The sequence below is a fragment of the Pseudomonas sp. UBA1879 genome (assembly GCF_002338065.1).
GTDB lineage: Bacteria > Pseudomonadota > Gammaproteobacteria > Pseudomonadales > Pseudomonadaceae > Aquipseudomonas.
In genome coordinates this window covers 909,516-931,024 of sequence record NZ_DDHJ01000004.1, presented here as the reverse complement: position 1 = coordinate 931,024, position 21,509 = coordinate 909,516, and the positions used below count along the sequence as shown (strand labels likewise).

Annotated in this window: 12 protein-coding genes; 5 read left to right on the top strand and 7 right to left on the bottom strand. The window is 60.3% G+C overall.

Annotated features, from left to right (window positions below; all coding sequences use genetic code 11):
* Nucleotides 1-12: 12 nt before the first annotated feature.
* The 3 genes from B3N48_RS07270 to B3N48_RS07260 all read right to left on the bottom strand — a co-directional run bounded on the left by B3N48_RS07270 (nucleotide 13) and on the right by B3N48_RS07260 (nucleotide 11,507).
* Nucleotides 13-5,040: a dermonecrotic toxin domain-containing protein gene (locus B3N48_RS07270; protein WP_296181330.1), complete on the bottom strand. Its 5,028-nt coding sequence runs from the start codon at nucleotides 5,038-5,040 to the stop codon at nucleotides 13-15.
* 172 nt (nucleotides 5,041-5,212) lie between these two features.
* On the bottom strand, nucleotides 5,213-10,576 hold the full coding sequence (locus tag B3N48_RS07265) for a dermonecrotic toxin domain-containing protein (protein WP_296181327.1): 5,364 nt from the start codon (nucleotides 10,574-10,576) through the stop codon (nucleotides 5,213-5,215).
* 367 nt (nucleotides 10,577-10,943) lie between these two features.
* Complete coding sequence (locus B3N48_RS07260) at nucleotides 10,944-11,507, bottom strand: NADPH-dependent FMN reductase (protein WP_296181325.1); 564 nt, start codon at nucleotides 11,505-11,507, stop codon at nucleotides 10,944-10,946.
* Nucleotides 11,508-11,823: 316 nt separating this feature from the next.
* On the opposite strand from B3N48_RS07260, the gene B3N48_RS07255 reads away from it, so the two are divergent.
* Nucleotides 11,824-12,036 (top strand): hypothetical protein, encoded by a 213-nt coding sequence (locus tag B3N48_RS07255; protein ID WP_296181322.1) that lies wholly within the window; start codon nucleotides 11,824-11,826, stop codon nucleotides 12,034-12,036.
* A 122-nt stretch (nucleotides 12,037-12,158) separates the two neighbouring features.
* Here B3N48_RS07255 and B3N48_RS07250 read toward each other — a convergent pair whose 3' ends face one another.
* From B3N48_RS07250 to B3N48_RS07235, 4 genes are all read right to left on the bottom strand, one after another.
* Nucleotides 12,159-12,731: a GNAT family N-acetyltransferase gene (locus B3N48_RS07250; protein ID WP_296181317.1), complete on the bottom strand. Its 573-nt coding sequence runs from the start codon at nucleotides 12,729-12,731 to the stop codon at nucleotides 12,159-12,161.
* Between the two features lie 8 nt (nucleotides 12,732-12,739).
* Complete coding sequence (gene dnaQ, locus B3N48_RS07245) at nucleotides 12,740-13,483, bottom strand: DNA polymerase III subunit epsilon (RefSeq protein WP_296181659.1); 744 nt, start codon at nucleotides 13,481-13,483, stop codon at nucleotides 12,740-12,742.
* Between the two features lie 206 nt (nucleotides 13,484-13,689).
* A complete protein-coding gene (gene rnhA / locus B3N48_RS07240; RefSeq protein WP_296181314.1) occupies nucleotides 13,690-14,142 on the bottom strand; it encodes a ribonuclease HI in 453 nt (150 codons plus the stop codon).
* Nucleotides 14,143-14,189: 47 nt separating this feature from the next.
* Nucleotides 14,190-14,948: a class I SAM-dependent methyltransferase gene (locus B3N48_RS07235; protein ID WP_296181312.1), complete on the bottom strand. Its 759-nt coding sequence runs from the start codon at nucleotides 14,946-14,948 to the stop codon at nucleotides 14,190-14,192.
* A gap of 96 nt (nucleotides 14,949-15,044) precedes the next feature.
* Between B3N48_RS07235 and gloB the strand changes: the two genes are divergently transcribed.
* From gloB to B3N48_RS07215, 4 genes are all read left to right on the top strand, one after another.
* Nucleotides 15,045-15,824, top strand: coding sequence for a hydroxyacylglutathione hydrolase (gloB, locus tag B3N48_RS07230; RefSeq protein WP_296181309.1), 780 nt, complete (start codon nucleotides 15,045-15,047; stop codon nucleotides 15,822-15,824).
* 99 nt (nucleotides 15,825-15,923) lie between these two features.
* Nucleotides 15,924-17,540 carry a LysM peptidoglycan-binding domain-containing protein gene (locus tag B3N48_RS07225; protein ID WP_296181307.1) on the top strand — a complete coding sequence of 539 codons (1,617 nt, stop codon included), beginning with the start codon at nucleotides 15,924-15,926 and terminating at the stop codon, nucleotides 17,538-17,540.
* Between the two features lie 250 nt (nucleotides 17,541-17,790).
* Nucleotides 17,791-19,620 carry an extracellular solute-binding protein gene (locus B3N48_RS07220; RefSeq protein ID WP_296181304.1) on the top strand — a complete coding sequence of 610 codons (1,830 nt, stop codon included), beginning with the start codon at nucleotides 17,791-17,793 and terminating at the stop codon, nucleotides 19,618-19,620.
* Nucleotides 19,617-21,509 carry an extracellular solute-binding protein gene (locus tag B3N48_RS07215; protein ID WP_296181299.1) on the top strand — a complete coding sequence of 631 codons (1,893 nt, stop codon included), beginning with the start codon at nucleotides 19,617-19,619 and terminating at the stop codon, nucleotides 21,507-21,509. Before B3N48_RS07220 ends, B3N48_RS07215 begins: the two co-directional genes overlap by 4 nt.

Sequence of the window (21,509 nt, the reverse complement as noted above, 5' to 3'; positions counted from 1 at the left end):
TATTACCGAGCTCTAGGGGCTCGGTAATACAAAATTCTCCCGTCCCAATAACAGCAGCAGCAATGTCAATGAATCGGCATTGGCTTGGATCAACGCACCGCGCACCGCGTCATCGCTCATGAAGACGTCTCTGGCCTCATCCAGCGTGCGGCGGCGAGTCATCTTCAGGATCGTTTCGAACCCGCGACCGTCATCGGGCTCGATGTCACGGCGTATGCCAGCCTCTACCAGCGTGAATAACTCATCGCGCTGACCGCGGTGTGAAAGGCGGGTTTCGTGCAGTGACCTGACATGGTCCCTTGCCACGACATTGTCGGGCGTGTCGTCAAGCATCAAGTCCGGATAAGGCGCCATGGCGTTGAGATAAGCAATGTCCTGCGTATCGAGCACCAGATGGGACAGCTCATGGATCAGGTTCGCCGCACGGTAATGCACCTCGGGCGAGAACCCCTTGGCCAACGCGTCCGGCCTGATAGCAAACACCGGCGGTAGAAAAAACTCTTCGGTCAGGTAGATGCGTTTTTTCGGATCGCTTTTCAGAACGAAGGCGGTCACCCGCTCGTGCCCTGGACGCGTCGTGCCAACCACGAATCGCTGCGAGGAAAAAGGCGACAGTGAAGGGTCCATGATGGCGGCGAAAAGCGCCTTGGCTGCATTGAGCGTGTCGTCCAGCAGCGCGGTCGAGGGTGCCGTGATGCCGAAAAAATCCGTGATGATCCGATTCGCCCGCACGTCCAGCGACTGGCCGCTCTGGTGGGGGCTGAGGTTGTCCAGGCAGGTCTCCAGATAGCGTTTGGCCTGCAAGTGAGCCTGGCCGATACGCCTGGCACGGTCTCGGTAAAGCAAGCGAATCTCTGGCATTCCGGAGGCTTCCACCACAAGGATATCCTTGGCGCTCCGCTCGGCTTTGGTCGCTTTGTACTTGGTAACGCCGCCGCCCCCTCCTCTGAGTCGAAGCCTGAGGTCCAGACGCCAGTGCTGGTTATCGTCGATCATGATATTCGGACCGGCACTGCCATCGGCGCCGACGATGATCCACTGGCTATCCTGCTCCAGGTGGCGAACCTGGTAGACCTTCCCACTGACGACGGCGTAGGTCTTATCGGTGGATGCGTCGACATACAGGTTCAGCAGATTGTCGTGGCGAAGATCTTTCAGCGACAGGCCTTGCACCTGAAGGCCTCTGAGGCGTTGTACTTGCTCGGCATCCAGCGTATGCGCCGGCCAGGTCGAGGCGGTGGGCATTTGCTCGTCGGGGGCAGCGCCACCCGATTCGGCCGAGCGCTGCTCATCGCGGCTATGCGCCAGACGCGCTTGTTCGCGCGCCGTGACCATGACGCCCAATGCCGCCGTGAATTCGGAAAAGGCCTCGCCCCAATGGCGTTCGGACACGGAAGTCGCCGAAGCCTGCAACAAGGACTGGCTCTGCCACAGCGTCACCATCGCCGCCAGCTTGCTGGGCAACAGGCTCAAGACTTGCTCAATCCCAAGGGTGGTCAGGAACGCACGACCCGCTGCGTTTTCCTGCGCGTTGGTCACCACGTTGGATATCCCGATATCCAGCAGCAGCTTCACCGTGTGCTCGAACAGAAACTGCAGCGCATTACCTTTGACCTCTTCAATACTCAGCGTGACCGGCCCCGGCGCGCTGAACGGCACCTCTCCCAGCCCCTCGACCGAGAACGGCAGGTGCGGCTCGATAAAGCCGCCATGGTCGTAACGCCGCTGGACTTCAGGCTCCAACCTTTGCAGCAGCAATTGCTGCAGCGCGGCGTCCGTGCGGATGTCCTCCAGCAGAGCGGCCTGGCTTGGGTATTCGCGCAGCGTAAATAGCGAATGATGAATGATGTACAGCACCAGTGGCCCGACGCCGATGTCCTGAGAACAGACGATGTAAAACCCTGTCACGGTGTCCGGCGTCATGCCCTCGTCGGCAACCAGTTGCAACGGACTGAGGAGTGCCCGCACACCGTTGACCGGCTCGCGCGCGATGCCATCAGGCATTTCGAAGACCGACGACAGCAAGTCATAGCCCTGGGCACTGAGATGCCCTTTGAGTTTCTCGGTCAGGGCAACGGCCAGCAGCATGGGAGGCAATTGCTCGACGAACAGTCGTTTGCGTACGGCGAAGTGCTCGGCGTCGGGACTGAGCGCCTTGCGCAGCAAGCCGATGTAGCCGGCGCCGACATTCAGACTACGGGCCAGAGAGCGCAGGTATTGCGAGGTCATCGTTTGCGCGATCAGGGGGTGCTCTGCACAGCTGACACTCAAGATGCTGCCCTGGTCAGGGGCGAAACGGTTAATCGCATATTCGGTCAGCGACTCACTGTGCACGACCGTCGCAGCGGGCACTGCGGAGGGCAACTCCCCGGCCGCCGGAAAGGCACTGATGAAACTGCGCGAGGTCACGGTGATCAGATTCGGGTCCAGGTCCTGACCAGGAAAATCCACTGTCAAGCGCCCCAGTAATTGCTCACGGGCATAGCGGTGCATGGATGGGATGTCGAAGAGAAAGTCCTTGCCACCGTCGCTGGCCATGTAATAGCGCTTGAGCAGCTCGCAGTAGAGCCCCAGATCCTCGACGGATGCGTCGTTCAGCCAAGGCGGCAATAACGCTTCGAGCAGACTCATCTCGACTTTGAGCGACAGACCGTCGAGCACCGCATAAAGCGAGGCGTCGACCTCGGTCTGCGCCGCCAATTGGGTGAAGGGATCGGCTTTCAATCGCGAGCGAGTGGCACGCAGACAGACCTGTTGCAGGTCTTGCAATTGACGCTGCAAGACGCCCCGCTGCAAGGCCTGCAAGGCATGGCCCTCGACACGTTCCAGGCGGACCTGCACAGGGTGATCCGCGGCACGCTCGTGATAGTCACACAGCCATTGACGGTCGCGCTCGCCCAACAGCTCGCGCCAGGGTTCATGACTGCCGTCCCCCAGGCCGTTGACGACCCTGGCCGTCAGATGCTCCAGCGAAGGCAACGACAACCAGCCCGACACGCCAGACCAGACGATTACTGGACCTAACGCCACCTGCGGTTGCCTGATGACCAGTGTGTCGCTGAGCACTGCCGACCGGGCTCCTCCGCGGTTCACGCAGAGCGTAAACACCTCCACCGCAGGGGCACCGGACCGATTGCGCGAGGCGCCGAGGGGCTGGTCCAGCACGCGGGTGATCAGCCCGGCCGCAACGCTGTCAACCCAGTCCTGCCGTACCGCAAGTGACAGATAAAGACGCATGGCCTTGGTGCGTAACGCAAGCGCCTGCTCACAGGGCCTCACGTAGGTGTCGCCCTGCCGCACGCCCTGGCGGCGCGACTGCTCGAAACACGCGACATATCCTTGAGCGAACCCGTTGCACACCTGGGAGAGGGCATGCTCGATCAGGGCGACCGGAAAGCTGGGGCCAGGGCTCTCTCCCGTCCGGACCACCCGTGCACCGTGGGGCAATCGCGCCGTTCGCAGACCCGTGACGCACTCAAGCAACCATGAGCGCACATCGCAGGAACGCACTGGCCCTACCGGATTGATCGAGGAAGCCTGCGCCACGCCATCGGCCACTGCCGTTGGCGGTTCATCCCACTGCACCTGAGTAATGTGCAGCTCAACCACGTCGGCGTTCCAGACACACACATAACGCAGCAGTTCTTGGGTGGCGTAGTCGAGCAGCGTGTTATCGAGCTCGCCCAAATGCTCGGCGGCCTTATCTAAATCCCGCGTCTGCTCTCGCCAGGACGGGTTTGAGCCTGCGTCAGCCACGTAGTCCTGAGCGTTCCCTGATCCGGCAACCTGTAGGGTCGAGGCCTCAGCCGGGCGAGGATCGGGCCAGACCAGAGTGAAGTCGAACGGCGCTTCTCGACGCCAACGCCCTGCCGGTAACGCCAATTGCCGCGGATCAAGGAGTGAACGAATATCCAGGGCATCGTCGATCATGGCCGTACGATCTGCGCCCGGTAGATTTCGCTCGCTCGCATAGCGCAGATTGCGTGCCTGCAGGTCGATGATCGAGTCGATGCATTGCGCGCCAGCCGACTGCGAGCAGGGCTCCAGCACCACTTGCAGAAGGCCTTCACGCTGCAATACATGGCGATCCTCAATCGCCAATGCGCCACTCAATTGCGCCCGACCCTGAGCACGGCTCAAGTGCTCGGTCAGCGCAGCCAGCCCCGAGAATCCGAGCAGTTGACGATCAGGCGCGAACCACAGCCATTGCTCCTGAGCCTGAGCAGACGGTATGACCACGAAGGTGGCGGCCAAGGGCATCAACGCACTGTCGCCCACCCGGATCGCCAGGCGCCTGCACTGTAACGCTGGATCAACCGCGGCACTTCCAGGCAGCAGCTGCAGCCCATCGAACAGCGCGTTGCGTGACGCGCTGTTCAGCAACCCGCTGGCTTCCCGGCGGTAAAGCTGATCGCGCAGGCTGCTCTTGAGCGTCTCAATCGCGAGCGCTCGTGAACTCCGAGCGTCGGGCTGGATGCGCTGCCAGAAGGTCTTGAGCCGCTCACTGTGGGTTTGTACGACACTGAGCGACGAATCGAGACTGAGGCCAGCAGCATCAGGCAACCCAGGTATCTGCTTCAAGCACGCACTGATTGCCCTGACCTCATCGGCCTGGTGATCGACGATGGCAAGCATTTGCGTCTCAAAAGGATCGCCGTCGATCTTTTCGTATTCAAACAATGCCGTCTCGGCACCCGCCGCGTAGCGGGCACGCAGTTGCACGAGCAGCTCATGACGACTGGCAATGCATTCAATGCCAGCACTCAGGGAGTAGAGGTACACCTCAGGGGCATCGGTGGCGGCATGACTGAACAATAACGAAGCCGACAGCTCACCATGCCGATGAGCCGCCTGGGCGGGTATCAGCCGGTCGATGCGCACCGGATCGCCACTGCCGACAGACACCGGGGCGACCGCCGACTCTAGCCAGGCCAACGCTGCGTCGTCGAGACGAGCCTGCTGCCGGGCGTGCTGAAGCGATTGGCGATAACGTTGCCGCAGGCTGGAAGAATGCAGATACGGGACAGATGAATCAGGCATGAGTGCTCCTTTGAATGAGGCCTCGTTCGGCGATGTGCCGACGCAGGCCGATAATCGAAGGAGCGTAGGGAGAAAGACCGGGGGCTCTGCGTTACATATCGCTGCACATCCGCCGTTCGTTTTCGGATTCACTCATGAAGGGCGCAACGCTTCCCGCGCTGCGCCCGACGGGTCAAGGATTGAGCGCCGTGTAGTTGCGACGACCCAGGCGCAAGATCATCAGCCCCACCGAATCGGCATTCTTGAGGATGATCTGGCTGCGCTTGTCCACATCGGCCAAAAAGACCGTGCGGGCATCATCGAGCGTCTTGGCACCGGTGATGCGCAAGATGGTCGAGTACCCCAGCACATCGTCGCGACGGACATCACGCCAGTGACCGCCGTCGTACTGGATGAACAAATCGTTCTTGGGCGTACGGTGGGATAAGCGATAGTCCTGCATACGCTCGATCTGCGCGCGTGTTCGCAGGTTAGCGGCTGTGTCGCCGCGCAACAGGTCGGGGTAAGGCGCGTTGGACTCCAGATAAGCGATGTCCTTGGTGTCCAGTACCAGATGGGACATTTCATGCAACAGCGTGGACGCCTGAAAGTGCGTGGTTGCTTCGAACCCTTCCTGGGCGGCCAGGGGTGTCAAACGAAAACGCGGCGTGCGGAAAAACCGATCGGTCAGGAACAGCCTTTTCTGAGGATCCATCGGTATCACGAAGGCTGTGACGTGGCCGTGGCCCGGATGATTGGTGCCCACCACGAAACGCTGAGAGGTGAAAGGCGACAGCGAGGGGTCCATCAGGGCATCGAACAAGGCTTTGACGGTCCCCTGAATGCGCGTTAGCAAGGCCTGATCCGGTTGAGGGGTGCCGAAAAAATCGCCCACGATGCGCTGCACGCGGGGATCGAGCGTACCGTCCGCCTGCCGGGCGTTCAGGTTATCCAGACAATTCTCGAGGTAGTATTTTGCTTGCGCGTGAGCCTCGCCGATGCGTCTTGCCCGAAACCGATAGGCCTGACGGATCTCACTCATCCCTGAGGCTTCAACCACCATGCTGCCCTGGGCGCTGGCGGTCGCTGAGGTGTCCAGGAAGCGGGTGACGGCGCCACCCCCTCCCCGCAGGCGCAGCTCCAGGTCAAGTTGCCAGTTCTGCCCGCTGTCCAGAGTCAAATCAGGGCCAGGGCAACCATCGCTGCCGACGATTTTCCAATTGCCCGATTGCGCAATTCGCCTGACCTGATAGACCCTGCCGGAGACGATGGCGTAGGTGTTCTGTTCTTCGCTATCGATATAAAGATTGAGCAACTTGTCATGGCGCATTTCGTCCAGCGCAACGTTTTGCGCCTCAAGGCCTTGAAGCCTGGCGCGCATTTCGGTCGTCAAGGTCGACGTGCTCCAGGAAAACGACGAAACAGCGGTTTGCTCCTCGGGTCCAGGGGTGGGCGACACACCCTCGCGCTCCACAGGTGGCTCCTCTTCGAGCGACTGTTCTCTAGCGGTGACCATCACCCCCAGCGCCGCAGTGAACTCTGACAGCGCCCTGCCCCAGCGATGCCCTTGCGCTGATCGAGCCGAGGCGCGAAGCAGGGTATGGGTCTGCCACAACGTCACCAGGGCGGCGAGCTTATTGGGCAAAAGCGTCAAGGCCTGAGTGAACACCAGGTTTGTCAAAAAACGCCTTCCCACCTGATCGGCCTGAGTATTGGTGACCGCGTTGGACAAGCCGACCTCCAGCAACAACTTCAGCGTTCCGTCAAAAAGCGTGTGCAATACGTTGCCTTTGTCTTCATCGTTTGCCAACGTAACCGGCCCCGGTGCGCTGAAAGGCAAATCGTTGAAGCCTTCGACCGAGAACGGCAGATGCGGCTCGACAAAGCCACCGTGGGCATAGCGACGGTGAACATCGGGGGCCACCCGCTGCAACAACAACCGTTGCAGTGACTGATCGGTGCGAATTGCGCTCATCAGCGCGCCCCGGTTGGCGTACTCGCGGAATACGAAATCCTCGTGATAGACCGCGTAAAGCACCACCGGGCCCGCATCGACGGCGGCGGGACAGATGACGTACATGCCGGAAACGACGTCCGGCGTCATGCCGGCGTCGGCCACCAGCTGCAACGGGCTGACGATGATCCATTGATCGTCGATGGGCTCGCGGGCAATGCCATCGGGCATGTCCAATATTCGAGCGATGTACGCATAGGCTTTTGCACTGAGCTTGCCTTGGACTTTTTCCGGCAGTGCCGAGGCCAATAAAGCAGACGGTAACTGAGCCACAAACAGGTGTTTGCGCTTGAGGTAATGTTCGTCGGTCGGGGTAAAGGCCTTGCGCAATATCCTCAGGTAAGCACTGCCGACATCGATTTCCCGAATCAGTGATCGCAGGTAGGCGGGCGTAATCAACGCACTGGCTTGGGGTTGAGAGTCGGATTGGACACTCAATGTCGCGTCCGGAACGTCGACGTACCGATTGATTGCGTAATCGACCAACGTTTCGCTATGGGTTTCACTGGCGGCCGCAATGGCTGAGGGCAGCTCACCCGTTGCCGGAAACGGGCTGACATACCGCCGGGACGTTATCGTGATATGCGCCGGGTCGAGGGTCTGCCCTGGAAAATCACGTTTGAGCTTCTGGGTCAGACGCTCTTTGGACAGTTCATCAAGGGTGGGAATGCCAAACAAAAAGTCTTTGCCGTCATCACTGCTCTGGTAGTAACGGCTGAAGATCGTGTAGTACTCCATCAGATCGCTGATGCTGGCGACGCGAACCCAGGCAGGCAACATCGCATCGAAGATGCTGTTGTCGATCCTGACCGACAAACCATCAAGCATATCGATCAGTTTGTAGTCCAGCTCGGTCATCGAGGCCAGATGCAGAAACAGGTTCGCCTCCAGATGACAACGCCGGGCGCGCTTGCACAGTTCTCGCAAATCCTGCTGTTGGCGATCCGACGTGCTGGTCTGCAAGGCATGGACAAAGTGGCCATCGATCCGGTTTAACTCAAATCGAATGTCTGGCGTGGCGGACTCCCGCAGGCATTGCTGCAACGCACGGCGATCTCGCTCGCCCAATAACGACAACCAGCGTTCGTGCCCACCCAGAGACACGTTGTAACGCAACGTCTCGCGCAGTCTCTGGAGGGAGGAAAACTGCCGCCACCCGAACTCACACGACCACAGCAATACGCGATCGGTCGAATCCTCAGGATGTTTGACCACCAACGTGTCACACAGCAGAGCGCCCGGGCCTTGGTCGTACAGTAGCGACACCGAATAAACCTCCACCGGCAGCGACTCGCCCAAGGTCTGGCGCAAGGCCCTGAACGGTCTGTCCAACACTTGATGGATCATCGTGACGGCCGTGCCGTCGATTCGGCCCTGACGGTGGGCCAACGACGTGTCCAGGCGAATCGCGTCTTCCCGGATAGCCTGGGCTTCAGTGAAGGGTAAGGACTGCTGATTGTCGTGGCGCTGGGGGGTAATACGCGATTGCGTAAAAGCCTCGACATATCGCTTCTCGAAATGACGCGTCGTGACGCTCAGCATGTGATTGAGCAGGTCCACCTCAATATGCGCGGAGGCCAGCGATGGATACAGTTTGATCTGTGCGCTCGCGCCCAATGTCGAGGACCGATGCCCCGTGACGCATTCGATGAACAGGGACACCAGGTCCATGGAAATCACTTGCACCGACTCACTCACCGACACAGCGTGGTTTTCCGCATCGGTGGTGTCGAACGGGGCGGCTTCCAACCACTGGATGTGAAAGCTTCGGGCCCTGACCGGTCCGTTGAGCAATACACACAGATATTGCTTGAGCGCTTCTTCAGTGCATGCAGTGGCGACACTGCCAAATCTGCGCAACTGCTCGGCACGTGAGTCGAAGGCCTGTACGAACGCCACCCATGATGCGGCCTTGGCGCGGATGGGGCCCGGCTGATCTGTCGCAGCCTCGGCACTGACCACTGACGGTTCGCTGCCAACCGGCGCTACTTCGGTCGCAAGCGGCACCGCGGCGGGCGGGGTCGCAACTGGCGTAGCAGCAGGCGTAGCAGCAGCGACCGGGGCAACGGGCACCTCGGGTTTGGGCCACACCGCGTGAAAGTCGACCAGAGCGCTTTCCAGCCAGCGTCCCGAGCCGAACGAGCACTGACGTGGGTCGAGCAATTGCCGAACGTCCAGTGCATCGTCAATCATCGCAGAGCGTTTCTCCGCGACGCAGGCCAGCCCCCAGGCATACGTGAGATTGCGCTTTTGCATGGCGATGATGGCATCGACACGCTCAGCGCACAGCGAGGTGTCGATCACGTGCAGATCAAAGTGCAATGTCCCGGGTCGATCCAGCATCGGCTGGTCCGCCAACGCCAGAGCCGCTCGTAATTGCCAGCGACCCGATGGCGCGGCCAGGAAAGCAGTCAACGCCGCCAGGTCAGGAAACGACAGCAGGCGATGATCAGGCGAAAACCACAACAGGCTACCGGATGCATCGGCTGCAGGCCTGACCACGAAAGTCCCCGCCAGCGGGCATCGTGGACCCTCCCCGACCTTGAGCATCAGGCGGTAGCCCTGCAGCGTGTGGCCGTGGGCACCAGCGCTAGGGTCATTCTGAATCAATGCCATGAATGCGCGTCGGGTATCGACATGCAGGGTTGCGTCCTGAGTACGGTCATAGACTTCACGGCACAGGCTGCTCTCGAAGCTTTCGATGGCCAACAGGCGCCGGGTACGCTGCCCTTGCACCTGTGCGCTCCAGAAAGCGTTCATCAGTTCAGAGTGGCAATCAGCGACGACGCTGGGCAGGGCGGCGTACGCCTGGGTAAACAAGGCTTGATCGGCCGCTGTCGCCAGTTGCCCCTGGGCGTTCAGAAAGCGGCGAACATAGCCGTTTTCTATCTTCACCTGAGCACAATCGTCGATCGCGGCTTGCGTCAGGGTCTGTACCACCAGATCCGGCTCGGCATTCCCGTCATCCACCGGCGCGATGTGCACGACATGGGTGTCGGGATCGAGGCTTAGGTGCGGCAGTGAAACCCGCAGCTGCCGTACCAGTGACTCCTTGGCGGCATCGCGCAGGGACGGCATGGCGCTCAATTGCGTCTTCATCTGGCCTACCTGCGCCACCTGATGATCGACGATAGCCAGCATCTGAGCTTTGAACGGATCACCCTCGACCTTTTCATACTCGAACACGACCTCGCCGTCATTGTTCGCATACCGCCTGCGCAACGTCGCCAAAAGAGCAATACGATCGTCGAAGACCTCGATCCCTTTGGCGAGGGTGTGCAGGTACACCCGTGAATTGATCAGGGCATGGCTCATCATTAGCGCGGTAGCCAGGTCCAGAGGCCGGTGCGCGCCATCGCTGCTGAGCAAGCTATCCACCCGGAGTGGGTCGGTGCCCTGCTCGTCTGCTGCTTGAGTGAGCCGGCGCAGCCAGAGCTGTTCTTCATTGGAAAGACGACCCTCGCGCACGGCTTCGTGCACGTCATCGAGAAAACGCTGCCTGAGCGACGCGCTGTGGAGAAAGTTGACGCTGACTGTAGACATGAATGCTCCTTGCTTGAGAGAGCCATGACCGGCTTTTTCGAACCGGTCATGGGCCAATGCCAGGGAGCGTAGGGAGAAACGTCAAACGGGCTGCGTTACATAATGCTGTACATCCGCGTGGACCGTTGCGGTTGACTGAATCAGGTACGCAGTGCCTTTGAATCCGAAGTTGGGCTCTGCGATTCGGGGATTGCAACCCGCAGATGGCGGCTATTGCGGTGGGGGTCGTGTGGGAGCGAGTTCATTCGCCAGAGGCGGGTCATGCGACACCGGAAGAGGGGCCAGCTTGCTGGCGAAATCGTTGAATCAGCCACCGCGGCAACGGCTGATACGACGTACTCGGCAGCAATCCGGCCCCGATAAAACCTCAGGCCTTGAGCGTACGCGCCACATGGGCCGCAAACGCATCGATGATGCTTTGCAAAAACGGGCGGGTTTTCTCGTTGAGCTTGCCCTGCTCGTCGAAGAAATTCCCGGCACCGCCCAGATACGCCTCAGGCTGCTGCATGCACAGCACATCGAGGAACACAAAGCATTGACGCAAATGCTGGTTCGCACCGAAACCACCGATGGCGCCCGGCGACACGCTCACCACTGCGGCAGGCTTGGCCTTGCCCCACGAACTTTTGCCATACGGACGCGAACCCACGTCGATCGCGTTCTTCAGCGCGCCTGGCACCGAGCGGTTGTATTCAGGGGTGACGAACAGAAAACCATCCGCGCCTTGCAGGGCTTGGCGGAATGCGGTGTAGGAAGCGGGAGGCGAATCGAGGTCGATGTCTTCGTTGTACAGCGGCAGATCGCCGATTTCGATGATGCTGAGTTTCAGGCTCGGCGGTGCCAACTCTGCCAGTGCGCGAGCAACTTTGCGGTTGAGGGAGTCCTTTCGCAAGCTGCCAACGATCACTGCAATGGTATGGGGCTGGCTCATGAAGCTGACCTTCTTCTGATGGGGGGAGTGGACAGTTATAGATGAAAGATGCCGTTTGGTCCGCCCTGTTTTTTGGTTGCCACTGATCGAATCTCTTGATCTTCGGCCCGGGTCTGCCGAATTCCGCCTGACCGTTGGTCGCGAGTATTTTTTCCCCTGACGAAAACTCCCCCTCAAAACAGCGGTCTGAAAGGCTTGAGCGAAGAAGGCGCCTACGGTTCCTACGGAATTGCCTTACAAGCGGACACGGATTCACGGCACGCAGTGGTACGATGCGGGCGATAACGAGCAGTTATTTCCAGAGGTTACAAAGCAAATGGCTTCAGTTCTAGTTGGGCAATTTCATGCCAGAGATGCGGAAGGTCGCGTCTACCCGGTGCATGAATTCCGCGAATCACAGCCCGACGAGGTTGACGGCAAGGAGCCCGTGTCCACTTATCGCCTGGCCATTGGCGACCGCGTAAACCATCTGGGAGGCGATGAATTCGAGCTGGTTCAGTCGGGGATCAAACTCACCCGTACCAGCTGACAGCAGCTGCAAGCTCCGGAGAAGCAGCCACGAGCTGCAAGTGGCGAGCTGCAAGTGGCGAGCTGCAAGCAGAAGCAGTACGCGGTGTCTGGGAATGCGTTGGTCAGCTTGTGGCTTGCAGCTTATCGCTCGGAGCTGTTGACGGAGTCGAAAAGCAGGTACCAGAAGATCGCTGACTCTCGCGTCATCGGATCGATGGCGCGGTAGCGCAGGTGGTCGATTCCGCCGACCTCAAACCCGTAGCTTTCATACAGTTTGCACGCCGCCAGGTTGTTGTTCTGGGTTTCCAGCACGATGCCGGGGAGGTTGTGTTTGCGGGCCCAGAACTGCGCCACGTCCAGCAATTTCACGGCAACTCCGTTGCGCCGGGCGACGGTATCCACCGCCAGCTCATCGATGTGGGCAAAGCCATTCCAGTGCTTGCTGATGACGATATGCCCCACCGGATTCTCGTCCAGCCAAGCCACCAGCACCGTGCCCTCCCCGCCGTCACGGTAGTTGCAGAACTCTTCCGAATCGATTCCGTAATTCTTCAGGTAAGGCTCGACCGGCATCACCGGCCATTGCGCCACGGGCTGGTCGATCTGCACTTGGGCGTAGCCGGTGACCGTGAAGGTGAACTCGCCGTTGAGGATGTAATCCTCGAAGCATTCGTCTGCGACACGAATGCTTAAGGTCGGGCTGGCCATTGTCACGGGGAGCCTCAGCCCTGCTGGGCCTGGACTTCGAGCAATTGGGTCCAGAGCGCCGGGGCATTTGCAGACTTGGCGATCACGGCAAGCCGCGCTTCGTGATCGGCGAGTTCTGCTTCATTGGCAAGGATGATTCGGCCCGGCGTGCGATTGACGATTTTGCGTACTTCGGAAGGACGATCCGCACCGCCCTCGCCGTCGTTGTTACCCGCCAGGGACAGGGCCGTCTGGCCACCGGTCATTGCAAGATAAACGTCGGCCAGAATCTCGGAGTCGAGCAATGCGCCGTGAAGCTCACGACCCGAGTTATCGACGTCGTAGCGTTTGCACAGGGCGTCGAGGCTGTTGCGCTGACCTGGATGACGCTCACGGGCCATGGCCAGGGTGTCGAGGATCGAGCAATACGCAGACAGGTCGGCGCGGTCGTGCTGGCCGATCAGGGCGAATTCGTTATTCAGGAAGCCCACGTCGAACGGCGCGTTGTGGATGATCAACTGCGCGCCTTTGATGAATTCGTAGAACTCATCGGCGACTTCGGCAAAGCGCGGCTTGCCGATCAGGAACTGGTCCGTGATGCCGTGAACGCCAATGGCGCCTTCGTCGCTGTCCCGGTCCGGTTGCAGGTACACGTGGAAATGACGCCCGGTCAGCCGCCGACCGATCACCTCGACACACCCGATCTCGATCACCCGGTGGCCGTCGGTGACGGGCATACCGGTGGTTTCGGTGTCGAGTACGACTCGACGTTCAGTGATGATGTTCTGTGCAGTCATTGCCTGGCGCCTCGGTTGCAGGCGCGGATATTAACACGGGAGTTTTCGGGATGTGCGCAAGAACGATTGGCTGACGCAACACCTGTGGGAGCCGGCTTGCTGGCGAATTCGGCCGATCAGAAACATCAATGGCGGCTGACCCATCGCATTCGCCAGCAAGCTGGCTCCCACAAAAAATCGGTGTGCCACTATCCGTGCTTGATCCCCCGCACCTCATCCACGCCGCGATTGGCCAACTGGTCGGCGCGCTCGTTGCCATGGTGCCCCATGTGACCTCGCACCCATTTCCAGGTGACGTTGTGGCGATTGACCTGCTCGTCCAGCTGCATCCACAGGTCGGCATTCTTCACCGGCTCTTTCGCGGCCGTCTTCCAGCCACGCTTCTTCCAGTTGACCATCCACTCGGTGATGCCCTTCATCACGTATTGCGAGTCGGTGACCAGGGTCACGTCGCAGGGCCGCTTGAGTTCTTCGAGCCCGCGAATCGCTCCCAGCAGTTCCATGCGATTGTTGGTGGTGTTGGCTTCACCACCCCAGAGTTCCTTTTCCACGCCCTTGCACACCAGCAATGCGCCCCAGCCCCCCGGGCCAGGATTGCCCTTGCAGGCGCCGTCGGAGAAGAGTTCTACGGTATCGCTCATTACGTTCGTTCCAGAATTGATGAAGCCCGGCGATTAGCGATCACGCATCAAGGCTCAGGGGTGCGCCGGTTGACCTTGGCCATCGGCAGCGGTAGCAGCTTACCCATGGGTTCGCGACGTGGCATGCGCACCGGGCGCAGCCCCACCACCATTTTGCGTGCCACTAATAAATAGAAGCCACCGCCAGGGCTCTGCCAGCCACCGCCCAGACGCTCGAGGCCGGACAGACGCTGCTGCCACTTGGGCGAGGCAAGCGGCGGACGATAGCACCCGAACCGGCGTTTCTCCAGCGCGAAGCCCAGCAGATTAAGCCAGTCGCCGACCCGCGATGGCGAGATGCAACGCGCCCGACGCAAGGCATCGTTAGCGAAGAAATGACGGATGCCCCACGTGCTCCAAGGGTTGATGCCGACGATTACCAAATGGCCACCAGGTCGCACACTGCTGGCGGCCTCGCGCAACAGACCATGGGGTGAAAGACAGAAATCCAGCCCGTGCTGCATTACCACGACATCCGCCGCGTGCTCGCTCAACGGCCAGGCCTGTTCTTCGCACACGATCTCAACCCCCGGCAGAGGCGCACCCAGACGCACATTGCGCTGAACCTGCTTGGCCTCAGGCGGGTTTTGCGCCGACGGGCCGTAGTGCACCAGGTAGCCGCCAAAGAACCGCTCGAGTTCTTCTTCGAGCACCCGTCGTTCTTCTTCCAGCAACAATTGCCCCAAAGGGGCGGACAGCCACTCACGGGCAGCGCTGATCAACTCAAGCCACTCGGGGTCGGCCTGGGCGAACGCTTCATCGGTCATTTCCGGTCTCCATGAGATGGCCCGCGCGAGAAGGCTCGCGTGGACGCTATTCAGACTCTAAGATTGCGCTTTGTTTCCAGCCAAGTGAATCGCGCCATGATACAGATCGATGCCCTGCCCGCTTTCACCGATAACTACATCTGGTTGTTACAAGACAATGCCAAAAAACGCTGTGCCGTGGTCGATCCCGGTGACGCCGCGCCAGTGGTGGCCTGGCTCGGTCAGCATCCCGATTGGACATTGAGCGACATTCTGATCACCCATCACCATGCCGATCACGTGGGCGGGGTGGCCGAACTCAAAGACCTGACCGGCGCGAAAGTCCATGGACCGGCGAACGAAAAGATTCCGGCGCGGGACGTCGCCCTGGTCGACCACGACGAAGTCACCGTACTCGGCCTGACGTTCGTCGTCCATGCCGTTCCCGGCCACACCCTCGGGCACATCGCGTTCTACCACGCTGATCCGCAGACGCCGTTGCTGTTCTGCGGCGACACGCTGTTCGCGGCAGGCTGCGGTCGCCTGTTCGAAGGCACGCCTGAACAAATGCACCATTCGTTGGGCCGTCTGGCGGAACTGCCCGACAGCACCCACGTTTACTGTGCCCACGAATACACCCTCAGCAACCTGCGCTTTGCCGTGGCTGTGGAGCCGGAGAATCCGGACGTTACCGGTCGGTTCGAGCAAGTGACCCGCTGGCGCGAGGAAAACCGCATCAGTCTGCCCTCGACATTGGGGCTGGAGCGCAAGACCAATCCGTTCCTTCGGGCGTCGCAACCTTCGGTAAAACAAAAAGCGGACGAACGGACCGGCACCGACAATACGTCGCCCGTCGCGGTTTTTGCCGCCTTGCGCGCCTGGAAAGATAAGTTCTAAACGGGTGGCGGATCGGCACAAAAATTCTGAAAGGTTGACCGTTGTTAAGACGCTTTCTAGAATCGCCCGACATTTTCGACTGGAACTATCCCCCAGCCAATGTCGTCATCCATACGCAGAACCTTTAATTCCGACGCATTGACTCGGTTGGCGCAAGCAATCGCGGTGGTCGCGAGTGCAACGTTGGCAGGTTGTCAGACCACCAGCAGCCTGGAGCCCGGCACCTCGTCCAAGGTCGCTCACACCCCCGCCGTCGCCAAACCCCAACCCGTTTTCGTGGCGCGCAAACCTGCGCCGCTGGCCCCGCCCCATGATGTGTGGGAGCGCATGCGTCAAGGCTTCCAGCTGCAAGACGGCAACGGCCTCAATCCGCGTATCGACCAACAGCGCCTGTGGTTTGCCAACAACCCGTCGTTCCTCGAAACGGCCGGCGAGCGTGGCAGCCTTTATATGCACTACATCGTCGAACGCCTCGAAGAACGCAACATGCCGCTGGAGCTGGCGCTGCTGCCGGTGATCGAAAGCGCCTACAACCCGATGGCGCTGTCGCGCAGCGATGCGGCGGGCATCTGGCAATTCATCCCGTCCACCGGCCGCTACTTCAACCTGCGTCAGACCAACTTCTACGATGGCCGCCGCGACATTACGGCGTCCACCGCCGCCGCCTTGGACTATCTGACCAAGCTGCACGACATGTTCAACGGCGACTGGCTGCTGGCACTGGCGGCCTACAACGCCGGCGAAGGCACGGTCAGCCGCGCCATTGAACGCAACGAAAAGCTCAACCTGCCGACCGACTACTGGAACCTGCCGCTGCCGCAGGAAACCCGCGACTACGTGCCCAAGCTGCTGGCCCTGTCGCAGGTGGTCATGTCGCCGGAAGCCTATGGCGTCAACCTCAATCCGATCGATAACAAGCCGTACTTTGAAGTCGTCGAGCTGAACCAGCGCATGGACCTGTCCAAAGTCGCGCAGATGGCCAACATCGACGAAGACGAGCTAATGCAGCTCAACCCGGCGTTCAAGAAGCGTCTGACCATCGATGGCCCCCAGCACCTGCTGGTGCCGACCTCCAAATCGCAATTGCTGACCGCCAACCTGTCGAACATGAAGCCCGAAGAGCTGGTGGACTGGCAGCAATATCGCGTGCGTCCCGGCGACAGCCTGGCCAGCATTGCCAGCCGCTACAAGGTGTCGACCAGCACGCTCAAGGACCTGAACAAGCTGTCGGGTAATCACCTCAAACGCGGCCAAGCGCTGACCATCCCCGTGCAACCGGGCATGAAAACCGCCCTGCCAGTCTTCGAAGAAGTGGCTGAGGTGGACGAAAAGCCCGTGCGCATGCGCACTTATAAGGTGAAGAAAGGCGACACCCTCGCCCAGATCGCTCGCGTCAACAAGGTCGACGCCAAAGACCTGCAGCACTGGAACAAGCTCACCGGCCATAACATGAAAGTGGGCCAGACGCTGGTGATGCAGGACACCAGCAAGCCCGCCGCCAAAACCAGCGCACGCGCAGTGGCCAAGTCCGACACCGGCAGCAAATCCAAGGACAGCGAGCAAAAGGCCATGCAGTACAAGATCCAGAAAGGCGATTCGATGTACGCCGTGGCCAAACGCTTCAACGTTGAAATGCAGCACCTCAAGCGCTGGAACCCGCGCAGCGGTCAGGCATTGAAGCCGGGTCAGACATTGACGGTCTATCTGCCGCATTGATCTACCGACACCGCATGCCCGGCAGAAGCACGATTGCGTTGGATCCTTCAACGCCTCATTCGTAGACGCACCCCTGAACCCTGTAGGAGTGAGCTTGCTCGCGATAGCGGTGTGTCTGTGGCACATTGGTCGTCTGAAACACCGCTATCGCGAGCAAGCTCACCCCTACAGGTTCGATGCTGGCCCCCACTCTTTTTCCAGCCCATACAAGCTGTTACTGTGACCGACCGCTGCCTGGACAGACCGTCATTTGATACGCCTCTTGCTGCTGACTTTCAGCCTGGTCTTGAGCACGACAGCCGCCGCGACCATTGCCGAAAGCCATGGTTACGCGCAGTTCGGTGTCCTCAAGTACCCGGCCAGCTTCACCCATTTCGACTGGGTCAATCCCGAGGCGCCGAAGGCTGGCACCCTGCGAATCATGGCCAACGGCACGTTCGACACGCTCAATCCCTACACCTTCAAAGGCAGTAGCCCGATCTCGACGCCGAATTTCGGCCAATACGGGGTCAACGAGCTGAACGAGCCGCTGATGGTCGGCACCGGGCAATACGACCCTTCCGGCGACGAGCCGACCTCAAGCTACGGCCTGATTGCCAAGACCGTCGAATACAGCGAAGACCGCAGCTGGGTCGTGTTCAACCTGCGGCCAGAAGCGCGCTTTCATGACGGCAAGCCGATCACGGCTTACGACGTGGCGTTTTCCTACAGAACCCTGTTGAAAGACGGACACCCGCAATACCGCACGGCGTTGCAAGAGGTGCAGCGGGTCGACATTCTCAACCGCCACCGCATCCGTTTCGTGTTCAAGCGGTCCGGCAACCCATTACTGATCTTGCGCCTCGGCGAATTGCCGGTGCTGCCCCAGCATTACTGGAAAAACCGCGACTTCAAAGCCACGACCTTCGAACCGCCGCTGGGCAGCGGGCCTTATCGCATCACCCAAGTGCGTCCGGGTCGCAGCCTGGTGTTCGAGCGGGTCAGGGATTATTGGGGCAAGGACTTGCCGGTCAATCGCGGGAAATACAACTTCAATCGCGTGGACGTCGAGTTTTACCGCGACGCCGACGTGGCCTTCGAAGCGTTCAAGGCCGGGGAATTCGACATCTACATCGAGCATCAGGCCAAAAACTGGTTCACGGGTTACGATTACCCCGCCGTCAATGAAGGCAAGGTGATCAAGGCGCAGATTGCGCACCAGATCCCGACCCAGACCCAAGGCCTGTTCATGAACACCCGGCGCGGAACGTTCGCCGACATCCGTGTGCGTGAAGCGTTGGGTCTGATGTTCAATTTCGAGTGGACCAACCGCACACTGTTCAACAACGCCTACGCGCGCTCCACCAGCTATTACCCCAACAGTGAGTTTTCCGCGACCGACCTCCCCTCCGGTCGCGAATTCCTGATGCTGTCGCCCTACCGCACCCAATTGCCTGCGCCATTGTTCACCCAGCCGTTCTCGGTGTCGAAAACCGATGGCGGCGGCGTACCTCGCGACACCATTCGCCGTGCCCTCGGGCTGCTCGCCGACGCCGGCTGGCGATTCACCGACCGCGGTCTGACCAACGCCGCCGGCCAACCGTTGCGTTTCGAAATACTCCTGGTGAATCCCAGCCTCGAACGAATCCTGCAACCCTACATCGAAGACCTCACGCGAATCGGCATCGAGGCTCGGCTGCGCACGGTCGATCGCGCCCAATACAAACAGCGCCTGGACCAGTTCGATTTCGACATGATTCTGATGACCCTTAGCCAGACCCTGAGTCCGGGGCTGGAACAATGGCAATACTTCCATTCCAGCCAGGCCAGCATCAAAGGCAGCAAAAACTACGCAGGCGTCGCCAATCCGGTGGTGGACAACCTGCTCAGCCAGCTACTGGCGGCGAAAACCCGTGAAGACCAGGTTGCCGCGACCAAGGCACTGGACCGCGTCCTGCTCTGGCAGCACTACATGATCCCCAACTGGTACCTCAGCACCCATCGTCTGGCGTACCGCAACAGATTCGCCTTCGTCACCACCCCGCCCTACACCCTGGGCCTGCGTGCGTGGTGGCTCAAGCCTTCGGAGAAAAACCCATGACTGCCCTCCGCTCCCTGACGCGGGCTGGCGGCTTGCTGCTCAGCCCGTTCCTGCTGGCCCCTTTGCTGCTCGGGATGACCGGCTCAGCCCTGGCGGCGCCGCAACATGCCATCACGCTGTACAACGAAGCGCCGAAGTACCCGGCCGACTTCAAGCACTTCGACTACGTCAACCCCGACGCCCCCAAAGGCGGCATCCTGCGCAGCGCCGGGTTCGGCGGCTTCGACAGCCTTAACCCGTTCATCAGCAAAGGCGTACCGGCCGACGATATCGGCCTGATCTACGACACCCTGATGCGTCAGGGGCTCGACGAACCGTTTACCGAATACGGGCTCATCGCCGAGAAAGTCGAACGGGCGCCGGACAACAGTTGGGTGCGCTTCTATCTGCGCCCCGAAGCCAGATTCAACGATGGCCACCCGGTGCGCGCCGAAGACGTGGTGTTCAGCTTCGAGACGCTGATCAAGGACGGCTCGCCGTTGTACCGCAGCTATTACGCGGACATCGACCAGGCGGTCGCGGAAAATCCGACCACAGTGCTGTTCAAGTTCAAGCACAACGACAACCGCGAGCTGCCGCTGATCATCGGCCAACTGCCGGTGCTGCCGAAACACTGGTGGGCCAGTCGCGATTTCAGCAAAGGCAACCTTGAAATCCCGCTGGGCAGCGGGCCGTACAAGGTGGTGGAGGTCAAACCCGGACGCTCGGTGCGTTACGAGCGGGTCAAGGACTACTGGGGCAAAGACCTGCCGGTGAACAAAGGCTTTTACAACTTCGACAAGCTGTCCACCGACTATTACCGCGACAACACCGTGGCCCTCGAAGCCTTGAAAGCCGGTGCCTTCGACTTCTGGCAGGAGATGACCGCGAAGAACTGGGCCACCGCTTATGATGTGCCGGCCGTTCGCGAAGGCCGCTTGATCAAAGAAGAAATTCCCAACGGCAACCCGCAGGGCATGCAGGGCTTCATCTTCAACCTGCGCAAACCAATGTTTCAGGACGTGCGCGTGCGCCAGGCGCTGAGCCTGCTGCTGGATTTCGAATGGACCAACAAGCAACTGTTCTTCGGCATGTACACCCGTACCAAAAGCTATTTCGATAACTCGGACATGGGCTCGCGAGGCCTGCCATCAGAGGCCGAGCTTAAAATCCTCGACCCGCTGCGTGACAAGCTGCCGCCTGCGCTGTTCACCGAGGAATTCAAACTGCCGGTCACCGACGGCAGCGGCATCATTCGCGAGCAACAACGCAAGGCCTTTGCGCTGTTGAAAGAGGCCGGCTGGAAGATCGTCGGCGACAAGATGGTCGACACCGAAGGCAAGCCGGTCAGCATTGAATTCCTGCTGGCCCAGACCGAGTTCGAGCGCGTGCTGCTCCCCTTCAAACGCAACCTCGCTGACATCGGCATCAACCTGGAGATTCGCCGGGTGGACGTTTCGCAGTACATCACCCGCCGTCGCTCGCGGGACTACGACATGATCGTCGGCAGCTTTCCGCAATCCAGCTCACCGGGCAACGAACAGCGCGAATACTGGGATTCCTCCGCCGCCGACAAACCGGGCAGCTATAACCTGATCGGGCTGAAAGACCCGGCGGTCGACGCACTGGTCAGCGGGCTGATCAACGCCGATTCGCGGCAGAGCCTCATCGATCACACCCGCGCCCTCGACCGCGCCCTGCTCTGGGGCTATTACGTGATCCCCAACTGGCACATCAAGACTTGGCGTTTGGCCTACTGGGATCATCTTGGCCATCCGAAAAAATCCCCGCTGTACGACATCGGCAGCATGACCTGGTGGGTCAAACCCGACGCGACCCCTGCGATTCCGGTGCAAACCGCGCAGGACACCGCCGAGCCTGAAGCGCCCTCCAAGGACACGGAGCAATAA